Below are 21,215 nucleotides of genomic sequence, written 5' to 3'. Positions count from 1 at the left end.
GCCGGCTGTTGGCGATGGCGATCCCTGCATGTCAGCGATCGCGTCCACGCCTTCGACGTCGAACCAGCGTGCGGCAATCTGCGATCCGACATCGGGCTTGCCCTGATGGTCGGCCGAGATCACCTCGACGTTGAGGCCGGCGCCGAAGTCCTCGGCGGCCATCTCAGCCGCGATCACCGAGCCCTTGCCGTTCGCCATGGCCGTGGGGCCAGCAATGTCTGTCAGGACACCGACCTTGACCTTGCCGCCGCTGAGATTCGGGGAGCCGCCGGCGGTCTGCGCCGCGACTGGGGCCGCGAGGGCCAAGCACATGGCCGCGGACAAATAAAAGCTCGAATGAACCATCGTTTCCTCCCGTCGCCGCCGTTTGGGCGTGCCGGGATGGATTGCCGCCGATTGAACTATGATTCCATCTAAGTCTGTGAAATGTTCGCAGTGCGAACACGTCCGGAGGGATCATGCACCGCAGCGTAAGGGCACTTTCCCGCGGGTTGGCGCTGATCAACGAGCTCAACGCGAGCGGGCCGTCGAACGTCGTACAGCTCGCGAGGAGGACCGGCCTCAACCGAACGACCTGCTATCGTTTGCTCGATACGCTGCGCGAAGATGGCTACGTGACCTTCGACGAAACGAACGCCTTGTTCGGCTTGACGCCCCAGGTGCGCACCTTGAGCGAAGGGGTGTCGTCGCGTGACCTGTCGAGCCAGGCTGCCCTGCCCGCGATGTTCGGCCTCCTGGATGAGGTCTCCTGGCCGAGTGACTTCGGGGTTTTCGAACTTGGCTCGGTGCTTATCCGGGAAAGCACACATCCCTTCAGTCCGTTCTCCGTTCATCGGTCGATGGTCGGACGGAGGAGATCCTTGGTGCGCAGCGCGCTTGGAAAAACTATCTTGGCTGCCTCCGCGCCCGCTCTGCGACGAGAGATGCTGGACCTCACCGTATCACTCGTCGAGGAGGACGCAGCTTTGGCGAAGGACCGTCGTTTCGTCGACGACATTCTCTCACAGACGAAAAAGGACGGTTACGCTTCGTCGGTCGGTGGATCGGAGGCGGGCATCAGCGCGATCGCGCTGGCCATTCCGGGCGGGGGTCCCGTTCTCGGCAGTCTGAATCTGATTTTCTTCTCGTCGTCGATGACCCCTGAGCTCGCCGCCAAAAAGTATCTGCCCAGCATGCGGGCGGCCGTGAAGGAAATCGAGCGGCGGTGGTCCGCAGCAAACAAGGCGCGGGGAAAGCTTGCCTAGATGATGCCTGGTCGGGCCGGGTTCATACCACGGCTTAGCCCGGCAGCCCCTTCTCGGCGGCGCCGTTCCTTCATCGGCAGGCGGCAATGCTGTCTTTTAGATACCTCGTCGCCGGCGCTCTCGGTATTCTGCGGCCTCAACGAGCCATCGGGTAGACTCACCTCGAGAAGAGATGTTTCAAAACCCATCCGATCTGACCGCGATGGCCGAAGCATTGAGCCTGTCGGCCGACTACCGGGGGTGCTGCGGCACCTGGTACCGCGGCCCGCGTCCCTGCCGCCCATGGGCAGGAATGCAGGACCGGCATCCTGCTGGACGCCGAGACGACCGGCCTCGATCACGTCAGGGACGAGATCATCGAGCTCGGCATGGTCAAGTTCGACTACACGCCGGACGGCCGCGTCGTCGGGGTCCGCGAGACGTTCTCCGCCTTCAACGAGCCGTCCGTGACGATCCCGCCCGGGTAACAGCGCTTACCGGCATCACCAATGAAATGGTTGCCGGCCACAAATTCGACGCTGCGGCGGTTACAGCCTTCGCCGAACGCGCAGTTATCATGATAGCGCATAACAGCAGTTTCGATAGGAAATTTGCCGAACGCTACTGGCCCGAGTTCGAGCACAAGGCCTGGGGCTGCAGCATGAGCGAGATTGACTGGCGCGCGCACGGATTCGTGGGAGCCCAACTCGGTTACCTTTTGAACGGAGCCGGGTTCTTCCACCAGGGTCATCGGGCCGTCGACGACTGCCACGCTCTGCTGGAAGTCCTTGCTTTCCAATTGCCGCACGGGGTCGCCCGCGCTCGCCCTCCTGCTGGAGAACGCCCGCAAGCCAACCGTACGCGTATGGGCCGAGCAGTCGCCGTTCGAACTCAAGGACTCGCTGAAGCGACGCGGCTACCGCTGAAGCGACGGCAGCGACGGTAGACCGAAGTCCTGTTATATCGACGTCGACGAGGCCGCTCTCGAAGGCGAGCTCGCGTTTCTGAAGGCGGAGATCTACCTGAGCGACGTCGAGCCGCGGCTACAGACGCTGACGGCGTTCACGCGGTTCTCTAGCAGGGTCTGATGACCTCGCTGGCCGCCACGCCGAGTATGCGGCCAACCTGGCCGCCAGCGGCCGAGACGCTTCTCGACCTTCTTGCGGGAGTTGCCCACCTTCTTCACGGCCTTCTTGATCGTGGCGGCGGAGCGGCCGGTCTACTTCGCCTCATAGGCGACTTCGTACTTCTGCCCGCCGGCGACGCGCGCGCCGTCCTGCTTGCGTCCACGCGGTGCCTTCTTCGCTGCTGACATCGGCTCCTCCTGTAGGGATTTGATGGCGGTGCAACGCTGTAGGGATTCGCAGGTTTCGCAACGATCCCGCCGTCCGTGCGCGGCGGCCGCTCGCCGCCTTGCCGACATGCCTCGGCTTTCCTCTCCGAGGTTGGGCGGCCCGCCGCGACAGACCCGCCTTGCCGCTTTGGCGGCAACTCTCTATGATCGACAACTAATAGTGGTGAATTGCCTAACGATAGGGAGACGTGTCGTGGCAAGAATTCACGTCACTCGCCGCCGCGTCCTTCGCAGCGCTGCAGCAGGCGGTCTGATGGCAACAGCGACATCCGGCGTGATCGATGCCGCCCGCGCCCAATCGGCGCGAAAGACCTTCGTCTTCGTCAGCGGGGCTTTTTGCGGCGGCTGGATATGGCGCCGGGTCAGTGACCGGCTGGAACAGGGCGGCCACAAAGTGTTCGCTCCGTCGCTCACGGGTTTGGCCGAGCGCTCGCATTTGCTGAGCAAGGACGTCAATCTGGACACCCACATCGCCGACGTCGTCAACCTGATCAAATGGGAAAGTCTCGAGAACATCTGCCTTGTGGCGTGGTCCTATGCAGGGTTTGTCGGCTCGGGCGCACTCGAAAGCATCGGCGATCGCGTCTCATCGGTTGTATGGCTTGATGCCTACATTCCGGCGGATGGACAAAGGGTGGCGGACTACGCAGCCGAGCCGGTCCGCAAAGGCATACAAGCCGCCGTCGATAAGGGCGAGGCGGGCGTTCGCGGATCGGCGCATTATCCGTCCAGTGTTGTTGCCGAGCGCGATCGGGCGTTCGCCGAGTCCAAGGTTACTCCGCATCCAGTCGGCACCTATCTCCAGCAGATCAAGGTTTCCGGGGCGCTCCAGAAGGTGGCGAAGAAGACGTACATCCGCCTCCCAAGATTTCCTCAGCCGCCCTTCGACAAGGCACTGGCAGACTGCAAAAGCGACCAGTCGTGGGCCACATTCGAATGGCCGGACGTTGGGCACATGGCCATGCTCGATGCACCGGACCGCGTCAGCGAGTCGATCCTGCAAGCCGCGTGAGATCGATCTCCCCGAAGCGCAAGGTGCAGACGTCGCGCCGGATCAACCCGGACGCCGATGCGATGCCCACTCGACCACATGCCCGGCGGGGACCTGGGGCGAGAACATCGCCACTGCGGGCCTGGACCTCGAGCGGATGCCGCGGGAAACCCTCATCGAACCCGGACCCCACGGCGATGATCGAGCGGATCGGTCTGTGGACGCCGTGTGTCCTCACCGATCAAGGCCGGATCGAACGACAGGTGCTCTCGTCGGCGGAAACGGGCCCTCCATTCAAATGTGGGGACTGGGCGTGGTCAGGGTCGGGGGAGCGGCCGCAGCTGGCGATAGCGCGGGGGTTCGGCTCCCGTCATCTTCTTTTCGTGCCTTGCCGGCTCTGTAGGACACTTCAGGAGGCGTTCGCCCTCGCTCGTTCGCGCGCCTCGCGCCGACGTTCGCGGCGTTCGCGCCGCCGTTTGGCTCGATCGACCGCCTGCCGCAGCGGAAGTACCTGCGTCGCAGCGACCATCGCGGCCGTAGCCTCCTCGACCCGGGGCGCCAGGATCGGTTCGGGCGCAACGGGGCGGGCTTCCATGAATTCGAGCACCGCCCGCCCATTCTCCGTAATGCGCCAGCCGCCGTTCAGGCGCTCGACGAGCGCCTGCGAGAAGATGTCCAGGTCCGGCACCCGCGCGGCGAGGCGCTTGGTCCGCTCCGCCCAGTCACGACCGCTGGTCGCCAGAATTGCCATGTCACGCTTGAGGTCGGCCATCGGGGCAAAGCCGTCGGGATAGCTCACCAGGATCTTCAGCACCGTGACCTGGAAGTTCACCCCTCGCCCTCGTCCGTCTATCGCCACATGGTCGGCGCGTCGGACAGAGCCTGACGTCCGATCTGCTTGAGCTGGTCCGGAGACGTGGCGCCCCTGGTCACGGCTTCCAGAATTTTCGAGGCCACGTGGGTACGGGTGCCGGTTTCGGTCCGGGAAACGCTTTCGCAGACCTCGTCCAGCACCGCGCGCAAAAGCGCGGTCGTCGCAGGATCGAACATGGGAGACCCCCATTGGAAAATTAGCGCACGACGTCAAAATCAAGAGTGCTGCAAAATCTCGTGAATTCTGACCTTCTAACCAACGCTTGGCAAGAGGGAGGGTGCGGCTTGGCAGCATTCGGCGGCGACGATGCGGCGCAGGCTGCGCTGTTTAGCTGGCCGAGCGGCTGGGCCGCCGGCTGAACCGGCCCCTGTCGGGGCACTCTCCGACAAAGGCGCCGCGAACAGCAGCACCTCGAACAGTGCCCGGTTGGCCCGATATCTGGCTGTAGAGCGCTTGGCTTCGAACCCGTGCCTAAGCCTCCGGCCGTCGGCCGTGCACAAGAACCACCACGTGCGGCCGCGCTTTCTCAGGTGGGTCTCGAAAACAGGGAATCGCATCGCACCGCCAACCCGTCAGGGGGACTTCCCATTGGCTTTGTCTTACCCCTGCTGCCGCAGGTTCAGATCCTAGGCGTCCAAATTTGCTCGCGGCGATCAGCGAATAGTCCTTCGTTGAAGGAAAAATGCTTTGAGGCGGAAGACATTGCGCGTAGCCTCCGAAGTGTCGGAGCCGCAGAATGCGGATGAGCGGAATGCGGATGAGCGGAAGCGAGACCCGGCCACCCGACCTTACCTGAAGATTTTTGCCTCGATGACCTGGAGTCCGGATGGAAGCTCCTGCTCCGTCCTGGAAACCAATTTCCGGCAGCGTCCACATGTCCGCACCGAGCAGGATCGCGCTCTTCGTCGATGGCGCCAATCTCTACGCCACCGCAAGGACCTTGGGATTCGACATCGACTACAAGCGCCTGCTGAAGGCGTTCGAGGGCTGCGGCACCCTTGTTCGCGCCTACTACTACACGGCCGTCATCGAGGATCAGGAGTATTCGTCGATCCGCCCGCTCGTCGACTGGCTCGACTACAACGGCTACACGGTCGTCACCAAGGCGACCAAGGAATTCATCGACGCCTCCGGCCGCCGCAAGGTCAAGGGCAACATGGACATCGAGCTCGCGGTCGACGCCATGGAACTCGCAGAGCACATCGACCAGATGGTGCTGTTCTCGGGTGACGGCGACTTCCGCTCGCTGGTAGAGGCCGTGCAGCGCCGCGGCGTCCGGGTAACGGTGGTCTCCACCATCGTCAGCCGGCCACCCATGATCGCAGACGAACTCCGCCGCCAAGCCGACGTCTTCAGCGACTTGGCCGAACTGCGCTCCACGGTCGGCAGAGAACCCTCCGAGCGCGGCGCGGTCCGCCAGAATGGCGCTTCGACGAGCCGCAGCACCGGGTCGAGCGACGACTAGCCCGGTTATGCCACGATGTTGCATCCGCATCTTACGGCCATCCAGCGACGCAACACTCGCGGTCACTTCAAGTGCTGCGCGATTCCGCAGCCGGTCGAACTGGAGTTTTCCATCGCGTCGATTCGTGTCGGGAGCTGGTTCTGGCGAATAGCGGCGGCGACCCCGCAATCTCCTAAGCCAATAGGAAGTTGTGGTCCGCGAGGGTGCCGACGTAGTTCTGCAGGTGCACCTCGATGTCGCCGGCTCCCATCTTGCCGTCGCCGTCGAGGTCGATCTGCAGGAGCGCGTTTGGTCCGGTGCCGTCCACCCGCGCCTCGCAATAGGGCGACCCGACCGTGCCGTCGAATTCCGCCGTGTCGACGTAGTGGATCGCGGTCGCCGCGTTGACGCCGGTGAAGGTGAAGTTGTCGCGGCCGGCATCGAAGTTGACGATGGTGTCGCCGTGACCGACGGCGGAATCGGCCGGGCCGTTGAAGTTGAAGTTGAACGAGCCCGCGCCAGCGGTCAGGTAGTCGGCGCCGAGACCGCCGGTCACCGTGGTGGTCCCGGACGCGTTGGCGACGGTGATGTTGTCGTCGGCGGCGCTGCCGTTGACCGTCGAGGCATTGGCGACGGTGACGCCGTTGGTCGTGTCGTTGAAGTTAATGGTGCCTCCGGCCATGTCGAAGACGGTGGCGAAGGACTGCTGGGTGACGGTCAGGACGTCGCTGGAACTGGCCCCGTTCACCTGGTTGATGCCGAACAGGTTGTCGAACGAATTGGTTCCTGCCGCCAGGTTGATCGTGTTGGTCCCGTCGCCGAGGTTGACGCTGACGCCTGTCACGTCGTTGAGCAGCGTGAGCGTGTCGTCCGATGGACTCAGTCCGCCGGTGAAGTCGCTGGCGCTGACGCTCTCGACGTTGGTCAACGAGACCGAGTTCGCCCCGTTGGCGAGGGTCACGTGGTCGTTGCCTGCGCCGAGGTCGATGGCCACTCCCGAGAGCTCGTTGTTGAAGGTGACGAAGTTGTCGTTCGCGTCGCCGCCGATGTGCTGGATGTTCAGCGCGGTGAGCGAGCCGCCGGACAGGTTGAGCGTGTTGTCGCCGCCGCCGAGATCGACCGTCGGGTTGTTGTCGGGCGTGTAGATTCCGCCGGTCACCGTCAGGACGTCGTCGGACGCGGTGCCGTGGACGTGCTGGATGTTGAAAAGGTAGGCGAACGTGTTGCTGCCGGCGGCGAGGTTCAGGGTGTTGTCGCCCTCGGCCAGGTTGACGTTCATGCCGCCGCCGGCGTTGTTGAGCAGCGTCAGCGTGTCGTCGACGGCCGGGCCGGAGAAGTCGTTGGAGGTCAGGATTTCGACGTTCGTCACGCTCAGCGAGTTCACGCCTCCGGCCAGCGTCATGTCGTCGGTGCCGGCGCCGAGGTCCACGGTGAGGCCCGCGGCATTGCTGACCAGATTGACGTTGTCGTCTCCGGTGGACCCCGTGACGTGTTCCACGTTCAGAAGGTTCAACTGGTAGAAGTTCGGCGAGGCGAGGCTCACCGTGTCGTCGCCGGCACCGAGGTCGATCTGGTGGCCGAACACGTTGCCGCCGACCGCGAGGAAGTCGTCGCCGGCGGTGCCGACGATCTTGCCGGGCAGGAGGTTGTAGGCCGAGACGTCGACCGGGTTCGCCGCCGTTCCGGCGGTCAGGAGGACGGTGGCGTCGCTGAACTGCAGCACCTCGACGTTGGTCAGGGTGTCGGTGCCGTCGCGTCCGGCGACGTTGTCCGCGACCGTGGTGACACCGGTGCTGCCGTTGGTCGTGACGGCGTACTGGGCCATGGTGCCGGTGAAGGACGCCATGTCGGTGCCGGTGCCGCCGTCGAGCGTGTCGTTGCCCGATTGCCCCGTGAGCGTGTCGTTGCCGCCGCCTCCGGAGATCGTGTCCGCGCCTGAGCCGCCGAACAGGAATTCGTTGGCGGATCCGCCGGTGATGGTGTCGGCGAAGTTGGAGCCCTGGACCGAGTTGACGCCGCCGAGGATCGTGTCGATACCGATCCCGGCACCGTCCGAAGCCGCGATGCTGTGAGCATTTCCGACCGACAGGTCGACCGAGACGCCCGAGGCGGCCTGCGTGTAGGCGATCCGCGTGCTGCCGTTGCCGGTGATGGTGTCGTTGCCGCCGAGGCCTTCGAACAGGTTGAAGGTGCCGGAAGTGAAAGTGCCGGCATCGACGAAGCCGGAGGCATCGTAGGTGTCGGCGAGCTGGCTTCCGGTGGAGCTGTTGACGGCGGTGAAGGTGTCGGTGCCGACCGACGAGTCGCCGGTCGCGGTGCCCGCGGCCAGATGGATGGTCACCCCGGCGGTGGCGCTGCTGTAGATGATCCGGGTGTTGCCGTTGCCGGTGATGGTGTCGTTGCCGCCGAGCCCTTCGAACTGGTTGAAGGTGCCGTTGTTGCCGATGTTGAGGGCCGCCCCGGTGCCGAAGGTGGAGGCGTCGTAGACGTCGTTGAAGTTGGTGCCTTGGACCGCCTCGATCGAGCGCAACGTGTCGTGGCCGGTGGAAGCATCGCCGTCGACCGTGCCCGCCCCCATGTTGACGCTCACCGCGCCGGTCGAGAAGTAGATGTTGTTGTAGGTTGCGAGGTCGAAGCCGCCGCGGCCGTCGATCAGGTCGTTGCCGGCCCCGCCGTAGAAGGTCTCGGTACTGGCGGTGTTGCCGCTGCCGCGCAAGACGTCGTCGAACATCGAACCCTGGACGGCGTTGACGCCGCTGAAGGTGTCGTGCCCCGTCGAGGCGTCGCCGTCGGCGGTGCCGGTGCCCGGCGTCGCGCCGGTCTGCATGTCGACGGTCACCCCGCCGGTCGCGTTGATGTAGGAGAGGCGGGTATTGCCGTTGCCGACGATGACGTCGTCGCCGCCCATGCCGACGAACTCGTTGAACGTGCCGTTGGAGCCGGCGTTGGTGCTGTTGCCGGCGAAGCCGGTGGCGTCGTAGTGGTCGGCGAAGTTGGTGCCGCGCACCGATTCCACGGAGCGGAGCGTATCCGTGCCGACCGTGCTGTCGCCGGTCACGGTTCCCGCGGCCATGTTGACGGTGATGCCCGAGGTCGTGGTCGGATCCTGGCTGTAGTCGGCGCGATCGAAGCCGCCCCTGCCGTTGATCAGGTCGTTGCCGCCGCGGCCGTCGAAGATCTCGACCGTTCCGTTGGCATTGTTGCTGCCGAGCAGCGTGTCGGCGCCTGCGGAGCCGATGACGCCGCCGAATCCGGAGCCCACGAGGGTGTCGGTGCCGACCGACGAGTCGCCGGTCGCGGTGTGCGCCTGGAGATCGACCGTGACGCTCCCCGTCGCGCTGACGTAGGAGATCCTGGTCAGCAGCGCGCCCTGGCTGTTGACGGCGCCGGTGATGCTGTCGTTGCCGCCGCGGCCCTCGAACTCGTTGAAGCCGATCTGGGTGCCGGCGACCCCGGCGTCGCCGGTGAATCCGGTGGCGTCGAACGTGTCGGCGAAGTCGCTGCCGACCACACCCTCGACATGGACGAGCGTGTCGGATCCGGATCCGCCGGTGACCGTCCCGGCGGCCAGGTTCGCGGTGATGCCGGAGGCCGCGTCGGTGTAGACCGCGCGGTCGAAGCCCTGACCGCCGTCCAGGATGTCGTTGCCGGCGAGGCCCTGCAGGCGGTCGTTGCCTCCGAATCCCTGGATGGTGTCGTCGCCCGTGGTGCCGACGAGCGTGTCGGGGCCGGCGGTGCCTGTCACCAGCGCGCCGGCGTTGACGGTGATCGCGATGGTCTTGTCGAACGCGAGGCCGCCAGCGTCCGTCGCGTGCACGGTGACCTGCTCGGTGCCCGCGGTCAGCGGACCCGCCACCACGAGGTTGCCGCCGGAGACGGAGAACTGCCCGCCGGCGTCGTCGAGGAGCGTGACGGTTGCGGTGTCGCCGGCATCCGGATCGACCGCCGAGAGAGTGCCGACCACCGTGCCGTTGGCCGTTCCCTGCGGAATGACGGCGTTGGACAGCAGGATGTCTGTCGGCGCCTCGTTGACGTTGGTGGTGGCGATGGTGAAGTTCGAGCCGTGGGTCAGGCCGCCGCCGTCGGTGACGCGTACCGTGACCTGGTGCGACGTCGCCTGCTCGAAGTTCAAGGGGGCCGTGGTGACGAGGTTTCCGTTGAGAATCGCGAACAGGCCGCCCGCATCGTTGGTCAGCGTGAAGGTTGCGGTGTCGCCGGCGTCCGGATCGAGCGCGGAAAGGGCGCCGACGACCGTGTCGGCCGCGCTGTTCTCGGCGACCGAGGTGTTCGACAGCAGGACCGCCGTCGGGGCCTCGTTGACGTTGGTGGTGGCGATGGTGAAGGTCTTGTCGACCGTGAGGCCGCCGCCGTCGGTGGCGCGCACCGTGATCTGGTGGGACGCCGCCTGTTCGTAGTCCAGCGGGCCGGTGGTGACGAGCTGGTTGGCGACGAGGGTGAACAGGCCTCCGGCGTCGTCGACGAGCGTGTAGGTGGCGGTGCCCCCGGCGTCCGGGTCGACGGCCGAGAGGTTTCCGACCACGGTGAACCCCGGGGCGTTCTCCGCGACCGCATGGTTGCTCAGCGTAATGTCGGTCGGCGCCTCGTTGACGTTGGTGACGTCGATTTGGAAGTTCTTGCTGAAGGTGGCGCCGGCATGGTCCGTGACCTGGACCGTGACCTGGTGGGAAGCCGCCTGCTCGAAGTCGAGCGGGGCGGTAGTGACGATCTGGTTGCCGTTCGAGATCGCGAACAGGCCGCCGGCGTCGTCGGTCAGCACGTAGTTTGCGGTATCGCCGGCGTCCGGATCCGTGTCCGAGAGCAGGCCTACCAGCGAACCTGGCGCACTGTTTTCCGGAACAAGCGCCGGGACGATCGGGCCGAGCGCGATGTCGGTCGGGGCGTGGTTCGGCGTAATCACGGCGAAATTGGCGTCGCTCAGCGTGCCCGCAAGGCCGTTCATGACGACCGTGATGTCTCCGGCGCCGATCACGCCGTCGCCGTTGACGTCGATCTGCAATTGCTGTTGGCCGCCGACGTCGACGAGGATGGCTTCGCCATGCGGCGTCGCCGGCGTGCCGTCGAGCACGCCTGAAGCCATGAAGTGGATCGCTCCCGCCGCGCCCGCGGCGCCGTCCAGCAGGAACTGGTCCTGGGTGGCGTCGAAGTTGGTGACGGCGTCCATCCCCGTGGCGCTCGAGGATTCCGAGGCGTCGGTGTAGCGGATGACGTCGGTCGCGGCGCCCGCGGTGATGAAATCGCTGCCGCCGCCGCCGGTGATGGTCGTGGTGCCGACGACGGTCGCATCGGTGATGAAGTCGGTGAACGCGCTGCCGTTGACCTGCTCGACGTTGGTGACGGTGACGCTGGCCGGTCCGACGAGGTTCAGGGTGTCGTTGCCGGCGCCGAGATCGACGGCGGAGCCGCCGGCGTCGATCATGGTCAGGACGTCGTCGGAGGCGCTGCCGTTGACGTGCTGGACGTTGTAGGCGGTGATGGAATTCGTTCCGGCCGCGAGGTTCAGCGTGTTGTCGCCCAGCTGCAGGTTGACGGTCAGGCCGGCGACGTCGTTCGTGAGCGTCAGCCTGTCGTCGGACGGCGACGAGGTGCCCCCGAGCCCGACGTAGTCGGACGTGCCGACGCTCTGGACGTGGGTCAGCGCGAGCGTGTTGGCGCCGGAGGCGATCTGCAGCCCGGTATTGCCGGCGCCGAGATCGACCGAGAGACCGGTCTGGTCGTTGGTCAGGCTGTAGAAGGCGTCCTGCTGGCCCGAAACCACGAGGTGCTCGACGTTGTGGAGGGCGAAGCTTCCGTACTGCGATCCGACCGTCAGCGCGTCGTCTCCGGCGCCGAGGTCGATCGAAAGGTCGTTGTTTGGCGTGTAGGCGCCGTTCGAGATCGTCAGCGCGTCGGCGGAGGAGGTGCCGTTGATGGTATCGATGTTGCTCACGATGAGAAGCGAGTTGGCGCCGGCGGCGAGGTTGAGGGTGTTGGTGCCCTGCGCCAGGTTGACCGAGAGGCCGGAGACGTCGTTCAGGAGCGTCAGCGTGTCGTTGGAGGCCGCGCCCGACCAGTCGCTGCCGTTGAGGTTTTCGGTATTGGTCTCCGACACCGAGTTGACGCCGTTGGCGAGATTGATGGTGTCGTTGCCCGCGCCCATGTCGATGGAAAGGCGGTTGACGTCGGTGTTGAGGCCGATGAAATCGTCGCCCGCGGTGCCGACGACGTGTTCGACGTTGGCGAGGGTGAGGTTGTAGCCGCCGGTCACGCCCAGGATGACGGTGTCGTTGCCGCCGGCGCCGAGGTCGATCAGGTGGCCCGAGAGACCCTGGTTGATCTTGACGTAGTCGTCGGCCGATCCCGTCATCGTCGTCAGCACGTTGGGCTGCCCGTTGAAGAACAGCCGCGTGTCGGACAGGTCGACCGGGTTGGCCGCGCTTCCGGACGCGATCAGGACGTTGGCGTTGGTGAACTGCAGCGCCTCGACGTTGACGAGGGTGTCGGTGCCGTCGCGGCCCGCAACGTGGTCGCTGACCGTTGTCTGGCCCGCATTGGTCGTGATCGTGTACTGGGCCAGGGTTCCGGAGTAGATCGTGACGTCGCCGCCGGCGCCGCCGTCGATGGAATCGTTACCGCCGCCGCCGACGAACATGTCGCTGTGGGCGCTGCCGATCAGGGCGTCGCCGAACGCCGAACCGATGACGCTGAAGACGCCGGTGAAGCTGTCGGTGCCGATGTTCGCGGCGTCGCCGGCCGCGGTGCCGTGGGCGGTGCCGAGCGACAGGTCGACGGTGACCGCGGCCGCGGCGTTGGTGTAGATCAGCCGGGTGTTGCCGTTGCCGACGATGACGTCGTCGCCGCCGAGGCCTTCGAACTGGTTGAAGGTGCCGTTGTTGCCGACGTTGAGCGCGCCGGCCGCGCCGTAGCCCGTCGCGTCGTAATGGTCGACGAAGTTGGTGCCCTGGATGCCTTCGATGGAGCGCAGCGTGTCGCTGCCGATCGAGGCGTCACCGGTCGCGGTGCCGGCCGCCATGTTCACCGTCACGCCGCCGGTGGTGAAGAAGATGTTGTTGTAGCTCGAGACGTCGAAGCCGCCGCGGCCGTCGATGTAGTCGTTGCCGGCGAGCCCGGTGAAGGTGTCGTTGGTGGCGCCGCCCCGGAGCGTGTCGTCGAACATCGAGGCCTGAACCGCGTTGACGCCGGTGAAGACGTCGTGGCCGACCGAGGCGTCGCCGTCGGCGGTGCCGGCGACGAAATCGACCGTGACGCCCGCGGTCGCGTTGTTGAAGCCGAGGCGGGTGGCGCCGTTGCCGACGATGACGTCGTCGCCGCCGTTTCCGGTGAATTCGTTGAAGGTGCCGCTTGACCCTGCGTTGGTGCTGGTGCCGCTGAAGCCGGTCGCGTCGTAATGGTCGGCGAAATTGGTGCCGCGAACCGCTTCGATGGAGCGCAGCGTGTCGGTGCCGATCGAGGCGTCGCCGGTCACGATGCCCGCCGCCATGTTCACGGTGATTCCGGAGGTCGTGGTCGGATCGGCGTTGTAGTCGGCACGGTCGAAGCCGCCCCGTCCGTCGATCAGGTCGTTGCCCGCGAAGCCCGCGAACACTTCCGCGGTGCCGAAGCCGTTGTCGCTGCCGAGAATGGTGTCGTTGTAGGCCGAACCCCACACCGACTGGATGCCGGGGCCGACGAAGGTGTCGTGACCGACGGAGGCGTCGCCGTCCGCCGTTCCTGCCTTGATGTCGACGGTCACGCCGGCCGTCGCGCTGACGTAGGACACCCGGGTCAGCGCCGCGCCCTGGGCGTTGACGGTGCCGTAGACGGTGTCGTTGCCGGCGCCGCCCTCGAATTCGTTGTAGCCGATCGGCGTTCCGGGAGTGCCCGAGCTTCCGGTGAAGCCCCTGGCGTCGTAGACGTCGTCGAACGCGGAGCCGACAACGCCTTCGACGTTGACGAGGACGTCGCTGTCCACGCCCGCTCCCGAGGCGGTTCCGGCCGCCATGTTGACGGTGATGCCGCCGGTCGCGTCGGTGTAGAGGGCGCGGTCGAAGCCGGCGCCGCCGTCGATGTGGTCGTTGCCGGCGTTGCCGGCGATGCGGTCGTTGCCCGCGCCGCCGAACAGCTGGTCGGCGCCCGCGCCGCCGGAGATCTGGTCGTTGCCTTCGCGCCCGTCGATGGTGTCGATCCCGGCGCCGCCGACCAGCACGTCGTTGCCTGCCGTGCCCTGGATGGGCGCGACCGTCGGATCGGCGACCACGGCGGCCTGCACCTGGTCGGCCAGATGGTCGACGTAGGTCGAAGTCACCGCGCCGGTCTGGGAGGTGTCCGAGAAATCGGTGATCGCGGCCAGAGATGCCGTCGCGGAGCCCTGGGCGACCTGGCCGGCCTGCGCGATTGCCGTGACGTCCGGGGCCTGCTGGATGCTACCGACAGCGGCCGTGACGGTGCCGGTGACGAGGGTCGCAGCGTCTCCCGTGACGCCGGAATCGGAGACGATGGCGGCCACCGTGGATCCGGCGCTGAGGTCGATCGGGCCGGCGCCGGCGTTGGTGATGGCGCCCGCGATGGCGTCGAACACGCTGCTCGTCGCGCCGACCGCCGAGATCTGGGCGACCGTGCTCTGGACCTGGACGCCGGCCGACAGCACGGAGGTGGCGATCGGATCGCCGCCGACGGCGGCCGGGACCGGATCGTAGGTGGTGAGATCGACCTTGGTCGGGTCGATGCCGAACGCGGTGGCGACCTGGGCGGCCGCGTCCGTCGCGCTGATCTGCGTTCCGCTCGCAGCGGCCGACGCGATCACCGAGGTCACCAGGGTGGTCAGCGGGGTGACCACGGTCGAGCCTTCGGGGGCCTTGAGCGTTCCGGCGAAGGCCAGACCGGTGGACACGTCCGTGCCGCCGGTCATGATCAGAGTCCCGACCGGATCGTGCAGCGTGAAGCTGCCGTCGGCGTTGGTGGTCGCCGAGGCCTCGCCCGGCGTATAGACGCCGTTGCCGTCGGCGTCGGCGAAGACGAACGCGCCGGCGATGTAGCCGTCGACCGCGCGATTGCTGGTGTCGCCGGCTCCCGCCGTCACGTCGACGGTGATGCCGGAGGTGGCGACCGCCGGGTGTCCGCCCTCGATCGAGGCGACGGAGACCTGCAGATGCAGTGTGTCGGCGTGCGCCTGGGCGCCCGGAACGAGGGCGAGGCCGGCGAGGTCGGAGGCCGCCACCTCCCAATGGCCGTCGCTGTCGAAGAAGGTGCCGTGGTTGAGCGTGTAGCTGGCGGGAATGCCGGAGATGCTGACCACGCTGAGCGTGCCGCCGTCGTCGACGAGCTGGGCCGAGATCGAGAGCGGAATCGGGGCGTCGTCGGACCCCGACGCGTCGGTCACCTGCAGCGTCGGCGCGTCCTGGGACCCCGTGACCGTGACGTGAAGCGCAGCGGTCGACGTGTCGCCGGCCTGGTTGCCGTGCAGGATGTAGGCGACGTCGAAGGTCGCCGTCTCGCCGGCCTGCAGATGCTGGAAGTCGGAGCCGAGCGTGACCACCACCTCGTTGGAGGCATCGACGCCGAGGCCGATGTCGGCGGCGCCGATGTGCGCGCCGGATGGCGCGACGAGGTTGCTGATCGCACCGATGGTGACGTTGTTCGGCGCGCCCTGATCCGGGTCGAGCGTGTCGTTGGCGAGCACCGCGAAGGTGCCGACCTGGTCCTCGGTGATCGAGCCCGTGTCGTTCGCCGCGACCGGCACGTGGTTGGCCTGCGTGACGCCGATGGTGAGGATCTGCTGGCTGTGCAGCGTGCCGTCGGAAGCGTCGACCGTGACGTCGAAACTCGGATGCGCGGCATCGAAGACGATCTTGGAGGGATCGGCGACGGTGACGACGCCGGTGGCTGCATTGACGACGAATCCACCGCCCGAGGTGTCGCCGATCAACGAATAGATGAGGGCGGGTCCGTTGACGTCGGTCGAGGACGCGGTGACGCCGACGGCCGATCCGGCGGCGGCGCCTTCGACCACCGTGTTGGCGGCCGTATTGCTGTCGACCGGGGTCGACGGGGCCACGTCGGTGACGCCGATGGCGAAGGTCTGGTGGCTCGTCAGCGTGCCGTCGCTGGCCTGGACGGTGACGCTGTAGGCATGGCCCTGCGCGGACTCGTAATCCATCTTGGTGGCATCGGCCACCGTGACCACGCCGGTCGCCGCATTGATGGTGAAGCCGCCGCCCGAACTGTCGGCGATCAGCGAGTAGACGACCGCGGGTCCGTTGACGTCGGTCGAGGACGCGGTGACGCCGACGGTCGTACCGGCGGCGGCGCCTTCGGCCACCGTATTGGTCGCCGCATTGCTGTCGACCGGGATCGACGGTGCGGCGTCCGTCACGCCGATGACGAAGGTCTGGTGGCTGGTCAGCGTGCCGTCGCTGGCCTGGACGACGACGCTATAGGCATGGTTCGGCGCCGATTCGTAGTCGATCTTGGTGGGATCGGCTACCGTGACCGCGCCGGTGGCGGGGTCGATGGTGAAGCCGCCGCCCGAGGTGTCGCCGATCAGCGAGTAGGTGACGCCCGGTCCGTTGACGTCGGTGGCCGACGCGGTCACGCCGGCATAGGTGCCGGCCGGCGCGCCTTCGACGACGCTGTTGGCGCTCGCGGCATCGGCGTCCGCCGGCGTCGTGGGCGGAGCATCGGCGATGGCGATGGCGAAGGCCTGCGAGCTGGTGCCGCCGTGGCCGTCGCTGGCCTGGACGGTGACGCTGTAGGCGTGCCCGGCGGCGGTTTCGTAATCGATCTTGGTGGGGTCGGCCACCGTGACCACGCCGGTGGTCGCATCGACCGCGAAGCCGCCGCCTGAGGAATCCGCGGACAGCGAGTAGGTCACCGACGATGCGCCGGCGACGGACGCCGTGATCCCGACCTTGGAGCCGGCGGCCGCACCCTCGACAATCGTGTTGGCCGCGGCGTCGCTGTCGATCGGGGCCGACAGCGCGTTGGAGGCGCCGTGGATGGTGAAGGAGACCTGCTTCTGGGTGCCGTCGAGCGAGGTGACGGTGAAGACGTCGACCTTGGTCCCCGTGGCGCCGAGATGCTGCGCCACGCTTTCGGCGACGGAATAGGTGTAGCCGCCGTCCGCCGCGAGCGTGAGATGGCCCGACGTTCCGGTTGCGGCGATCACCTTGGTGCTGAACGCGGCTTCGCCCTGGTCGACGTCCGAAATGAAGATCGATCCGGTGGCGGTCAGCGTGGTCGCGGCGGTGTTGGAAAACACGTCGTGCACGGTCGGCGTGCCGATCGCGGCGGCGTCGTTGACGCCGTGGATGGTGAAGGAGACCTGCTTCTGGGTGCCGTCGAGCGAGGTGACGGTGAAGGTGTCGACCTTGGTGTCGCCCTTGCCGAGATACTGCACGGCGCCGTCGGCGACCGAATAGGTGTAGGCGCCGTTGGCGCCGAGGACCAGGGTGCCGAGTGTGCCCGGAGCTGAGGTCACGGTGGTGCGGAAGGCGGCCTGGCCCTGGTCCACGTCGGAAATCGCAATCGTCCCGTGCGCGGTCAGGGTCGGATTGGACGCGTCCTCGGTGACGTCGTGCTGGGTCGGCGTGCCGATCACGGCGGCATCGTTGGTGCCGTGGATGGTGAAGGAAATCTGTTTGGTGGTGCCGTCGAGGGCGGTGACGGTGAAGGTGTCGACCTTGGTATCGCCCGCGCCGAGATACTGAACCGCGCTGTCGGCGACTGAGTAGACGTAGCTTCCGCTGCCGGAGAGGACCAGGACGCCCAGATCGCCGTTGCCGGACAGGACGGTCGGTCGGAATGCCGATTGTCCTTGGTCCGCATCCGAAATCGAAATCGTCCCGACCGCGGTGAGCAGCGGATGCGAAGCATCCTCGGTGACGTCGTGGACCGTGGGCACTCCGATGACCGCGGCGTCGTTGACGCCATGGATGGTGAAGGAGACCTGCTTCTGGGTGCCGTCGAGCGACGTCACCGTGAACGTGTCGTTCTTGACGTCGCCCGCGCCGAGATACCGCACGGCGGCGTCCGCGACCGAATAGGTGTAGGTGCCGTTGGCCGCGAGCACGAGCGTGCCGAGATTGCCGGAGGCGCCGACGACGGCCGTCCTGAAGGAGGCCTGGCCCTGGTCGGCGTCGGTGATGGAGATGGATCCGGTTGTCGACAGCGTCGGACTGGATGCGTCCTCGGTGACGTCATGCTGGGTCGGGGTGCCGATCACGGCGACGTCGTTGGTCCCGTGCACATTGAAGGAAATCTGTTTGGTGGTGCCGTCCAGGGAGGTGACGGTGAACGTGTCGGTCTTGATCTGCCCAGCGCCGAGATACTGAACCGCGTTGTTGGCCACGGAATAGGTGTAGCTGCCATTGCTCTGCAGCACCAGGGCGCCGAGATTTCCGGGAGCGGAGGAGACGGTGGACTTGAACGCGGCTTGGCCGTGGTCGGCGTCGGTGATCGAGATGGAGCCCGTGGCCGTCAGCGTCGGGCTGGCGGCGTCTTCGGTTACGTCGACGACGGTCGGCACGCCTATCACGGCAGTATCGTTGACGCCGATGATCGTGAAGGCGACCTGCTTGGTGGTGCCGTCTAGGGAGGTGACGGTGAACGTGTCCACCTTGGTCTCGCCGGCGCCGAGATACTGCACCTTGCTGTCGGCGACGGAGTAGACGTAGGAGCCGTTCGCGGCGATGGAGAGCGAACCGAGATCACCGCTTGATGCGATGACCGACGTCTTGAAGAAGGCCTGGCCGGCATTGCTGTCCGTAATTGAGATCGCCCCTTCTGCAGTAAGCGCCTGCAGGCTGGCATCCTCGACGACATCGTGAACCGTGGGCGCGCCGATGACGGCTGGTGAATTAGGCATAGCAATTCCCCCCGCAAAAAGAGCTTGGTCGACTGATCATAGCCACGCTGTGCCGGATAGGCCGTAGCCAACCAAAAATGGTTGATCCGGGCTTCCCCAGACCTAATTAGCGACGCAACTGGATGGTTATAAAATAGGTAGTCGACGCTTTTATGAGCAGCAGAACATTCGCGTCAAGCGCTAAGCACGAGAAGCATGTGCGAAGTTAGTCGCAATCGGATTCATCGTAATGAAGTACGATTAATTGCTGCATCGCCAACTGCGCCGCAGCGCCGAATTGATTTCGAAGCTAAGCGCCCGGCGCACAGACTCGTCACTGGCACGCCTAAGGGACAGCACTTCCCGCGCCCGTAGAGTTACGGGTTCAGACATTTGCAAGTCCGCTCGTGATGATCATCTGGATGGTACGCACGGACGTTCAGGGCGCTGCTAACGTCGCTAACGCGCGCGAAATCGTTTTCAGTTGCTGGGCTCGCTGCCAACTGTTTTCGAAGCAAAGCCGGGCCAAGACCGACGGAGATCCAAGGCGGACGCTGCCGCTCGATTGGGTCGTTTCCATCAGGCGATGAAAGCCCGATTTCATCTCGTTGGAGAACGTCCCCGGCATGCAGCATGTTGACGAGAGCGAGGGTCCCCTCGCTCACTTTATCTTATCGGTCTGGTCGCGTCCCTGTTCGTCACGCGCTGCAGATCTGATCCAAGCTTTTTGATGCTGCGGCAAGCAAGGGAATTACTTCCCCGAACTGTATGCTCCTGCTTCGGGGCGAGCCCTCGGCTCGTCCACGCTCATCGGCCGTAAATCTTATCCCTGATCCGATCGCCCCGCTGTCGAGTTTTCGGATGCGCACTCATAACCGGTCCAAGTGTTGCCGGTTGAGCTTCGGAACGTGACGCTCTCTCGCAAATTGGCCAGCGACGCCGCGACGTTGACGAAGCGCCCCCGGCGCAAATCATGACCGAGGACGACGCAGCGACCGGAGAACTCCGCCTCATCCTTCCGCCACATCAACTGGTCCATCGTGGCGTCCGCAGCGGTGAGCACAATGTCCTCCTCTGGAGCGCGGAAGCAGATCCTGATCTCGCCGCCCAGACGATGCTGCAGGGCGAGCATCGTGGGCGTGATCGAAAATTCTTCGATCGACCGCCGCTCAGGATCGATCTCGATCGCACGCACCACAGTCCGCGTCTCTGCTGTTTCCGACTTCTCAATGGACGTCCAGCGGACCATCTGCCTTAAGAGATCCGGATCGACACGCACGGGCGCTCGCTCGCCCGCTCCCAGCTTGCGACCGACGATCAGCCCTGGCCCGCCGATGGGCCGGGATCCGCCGAGGACGAATGCATCTCCCTCTTCTGCTGCGGCGGCCAGAAGGACGTCGCCTCGCGGGAGCTTCAGAACAGGCGTCGGCTTCTCGCTGAAAAATTTGTTCGTCGCCCTACTGACTGAATGCAAGTAGACGACGTTCACCGTCTTGGCCGCCGGGTCGATCAAAACTGCTTTCATGAAGCCTCTTAGTTGCTTCTCGGTGCGCTTTGAAGCGCAGGTTCGAAAATGACGATCGCCGCACGCCCGGCGAAGGTCAACAGTCTATGCGCGAAAAGCCCGGGGGCCCTGTCAAATAACCAATAGATCGGCGCGGTGACGCGTCCCGCAGCCGTGCGCCTCATGTGAAGCTAAGCCGCGTTCCATGCTCCGTGGGGCAATGACGGCAGGTCCGACTTTCATTCCGGCCTCACGCTCCGCTCATCTCGTCGCCGCCCAACTCGGTGGTGTTGGCGGCCCGGTCGCTCCACGGCACGTTTCCGCCGACGACAGCGGCGAAGTAGATGCGCTCGCTGAGGCACTGCAGACCGCCGCCCCTGCAGGTGTCGCGCGCACACCTCCGCGGGCGTCGCAGGCGAGCCCTACATGCGGCAGATGTAGAAGCCGAGCTGGCCGTGAGCGCCAGCCGGTCTCCATAGCCGGCGAGCCACCTCAGGCGGCGTCTCGCGGTACAGCATGGCGATGGTCTCACGCGCTTTGCGCTCGGCTTCCGTCACGGCTCGACTCCTTGTCTCTCCAGCTCGGCCTCGATGGCGTCGAACACGGGCTTGACGCACGCCAGCGCGCCCCACGACCAGGCGAATAGGACGGCGCGCGCGAACAGCAGGAACGGCACCGGCATCACGCGATCTCCTCGTGCAGCGTGTTGCTGGTCGGCCGACCGCCGCTCCAGATAGGCTCGGGCTCGATCTCCTTGCCGATGCGGCGGACTCTGCTTCCGATACTTGTGGGCCAGCTGGTGCATGTGCTGGCATTCGCCTTCGGTCAGGCCCGCGACGGCGACGTTGCGTTCGGCGAGCTGGCGCCGGAAGCGCTTGTCCGCGGAGGCCGGCTGCATCGAGACCGCGCCGAGCCGGCCGTAGACGATGGCGTCGAGCGGTGTGTGGGCGTGCAGGGCTTGAGCTTCGTCATGGCAGCAGCCCCCGC

Annotated in this window: 10 protein-coding genes and 2 pseudogenes; 4 read left to right on the top strand and 8 right to left on the bottom strand. The window is 65.9% G+C overall.

Annotated elements, in window-relative coordinates; translation table 11 throughout:
* Positions 1 to 345 (bottom strand): ABC transporter substrate-binding protein (locus tag FXB38_RS15985; RefSeq protein ID WP_246229917.1); only part of this gene is annotated, 345 nt, incomplete at its 3' end.
* 113 nt (positions 346 to 458) lie between these two features.
* Here FXB38_RS15985 and FXB38_RS15980 point away from each other — a divergent pair.
* Complete coding sequence (locus FXB38_RS15980; protein WP_148751810.1) at positions 459 to 1,244, top strand: helix-turn-helix domain-containing protein; 786 nt, start codon at positions 459 to 461, stop codon at positions 1,242 to 1,244.
* A gap of 368 nt (positions 1,245 to 1,612) precedes the next feature.
* Positions 1,613 to 2,169, top strand: a pseudogene (locus FXB38_RS44845) (exonuclease domain-containing protein).
* A gap of 189 nt (positions 2,170 to 2,358) precedes the next feature.
* Here the strand turns inward: FXB38_RS44845 and FXB38_RS43830 are convergent.
* Positions 2,359 to 2,538 (bottom strand): annotated as a pseudogene (locus FXB38_RS43830) (DUF3606 domain-containing protein); the annotation flags it as partial.
* 313 nt (positions 2,539 to 2,851) lie between these two features.
* Here FXB38_RS43830 and FXB38_RS15960 point away from each other — a divergent pair.
* Positions 2,852 to 3,589: an alpha/beta fold hydrolase gene (locus FXB38_RS15960; protein ID WP_246229915.1), complete on the top strand. Its 738-nt coding sequence runs from the start codon at positions 2,852 to 2,854 to the stop codon at positions 3,587 to 3,589.
* A gap of 388 nt (positions 3,590 to 3,977) precedes the next feature.
* Here FXB38_RS15960 and FXB38_RS15950 read toward each other — a convergent pair whose 3' ends face one another.
* Both FXB38_RS15950 and FXB38_RS15945 read right to left on the bottom strand, forming a co-directional pair.
* Positions 3,978 to 4,400, bottom strand: coding sequence for a hypothetical protein (locus tag FXB38_RS15950; RefSeq protein WP_148751808.1), 423 nt, complete (start codon positions 4,398 to 4,400; stop codon positions 3,978 to 3,980).
* A 17-nt stretch (positions 4,401 to 4,417) separates the two neighbouring features.
* Positions 4,418 to 4,618, bottom strand: a complete 201-nt coding sequence (locus FXB38_RS15945) for a hypothetical protein (protein ID WP_148751807.1) — start codon at positions 4,616 to 4,618, stop codon at positions 4,418 to 4,420.
* A gap of 698 nt (positions 4,619 to 5,316) precedes the next feature.
* Between FXB38_RS15945 and FXB38_RS15940 the strand changes: the two genes are divergently transcribed.
* Positions 5,317 to 5,907, top strand: coding sequence for a LabA-like NYN domain-containing protein (locus FXB38_RS15940; RefSeq protein WP_148751806.1), 591 nt, complete (start codon positions 5,317 to 5,319; stop codon positions 5,905 to 5,907).
* Positions 5,908 to 6,079: 172 nt separating this feature from the next.
* Here the strand turns inward: FXB38_RS15940 and FXB38_RS15935 are convergent, their stop codons facing one another.
* The 4 genes from FXB38_RS15935 to FXB38_RS15925 form a co-directional block, all read right to left on the bottom strand.
* Entirely contained in the window at positions 6,080 to 18,745 is a 12,666-nt protein-coding gene (locus FXB38_RS15935; protein ID WP_148751805.1) for a VCBS domain-containing protein, read from the bottom strand.
* 802 nt (positions 18,746 to 19,547) lie between these two features.
* Positions 19,548 to 20,249, bottom strand: a complete 702-nt coding sequence (locus FXB38_RS15930) for a hypothetical protein (protein ID WP_148751804.1) — start codon at positions 20,247 to 20,249, stop codon at positions 19,548 to 19,550.
* A gap of 401 nt (positions 20,250 to 20,650) precedes the next feature.
* Positions 20,651 to 20,785, bottom strand: coding sequence for a hypothetical protein (locus FXB38_RS44615; RefSeq protein WP_283812733.1), 135 nt, complete (start codon positions 20,783 to 20,785; stop codon positions 20,651 to 20,653).
* Positions 20,782 to 21,126 carry a hypothetical protein gene (locus FXB38_RS15925; RefSeq protein ID WP_148751803.1) on the bottom strand — a complete coding sequence of 115 codons (345 nt, stop codon included), beginning with the start codon at positions 21,124 to 21,126 and terminating at the stop codon, positions 20,782 to 20,784. The genes FXB38_RS44615 and FXB38_RS15925 overlap by 4 nt, the downstream gene beginning before the upstream one ends.
* Positions 21,127 to 21,215: the final 89 nt, after the last annotated feature.

Origin of the sequence: Bradyrhizobium cytisi (assembly GCF_008123515.1) — a bacterium.
Classification (GTDB): domain Bacteria; phylum Pseudomonadota; class Alphaproteobacteria; order Rhizobiales; family Xanthobacteraceae; genus Bradyrhizobium; species Bradyrhizobium cytisi.
The sequence above is the reverse complement of the archived record's forward strand: the minus strand, read 5'-3'. Positions and strand labels throughout refer to the sequence as shown.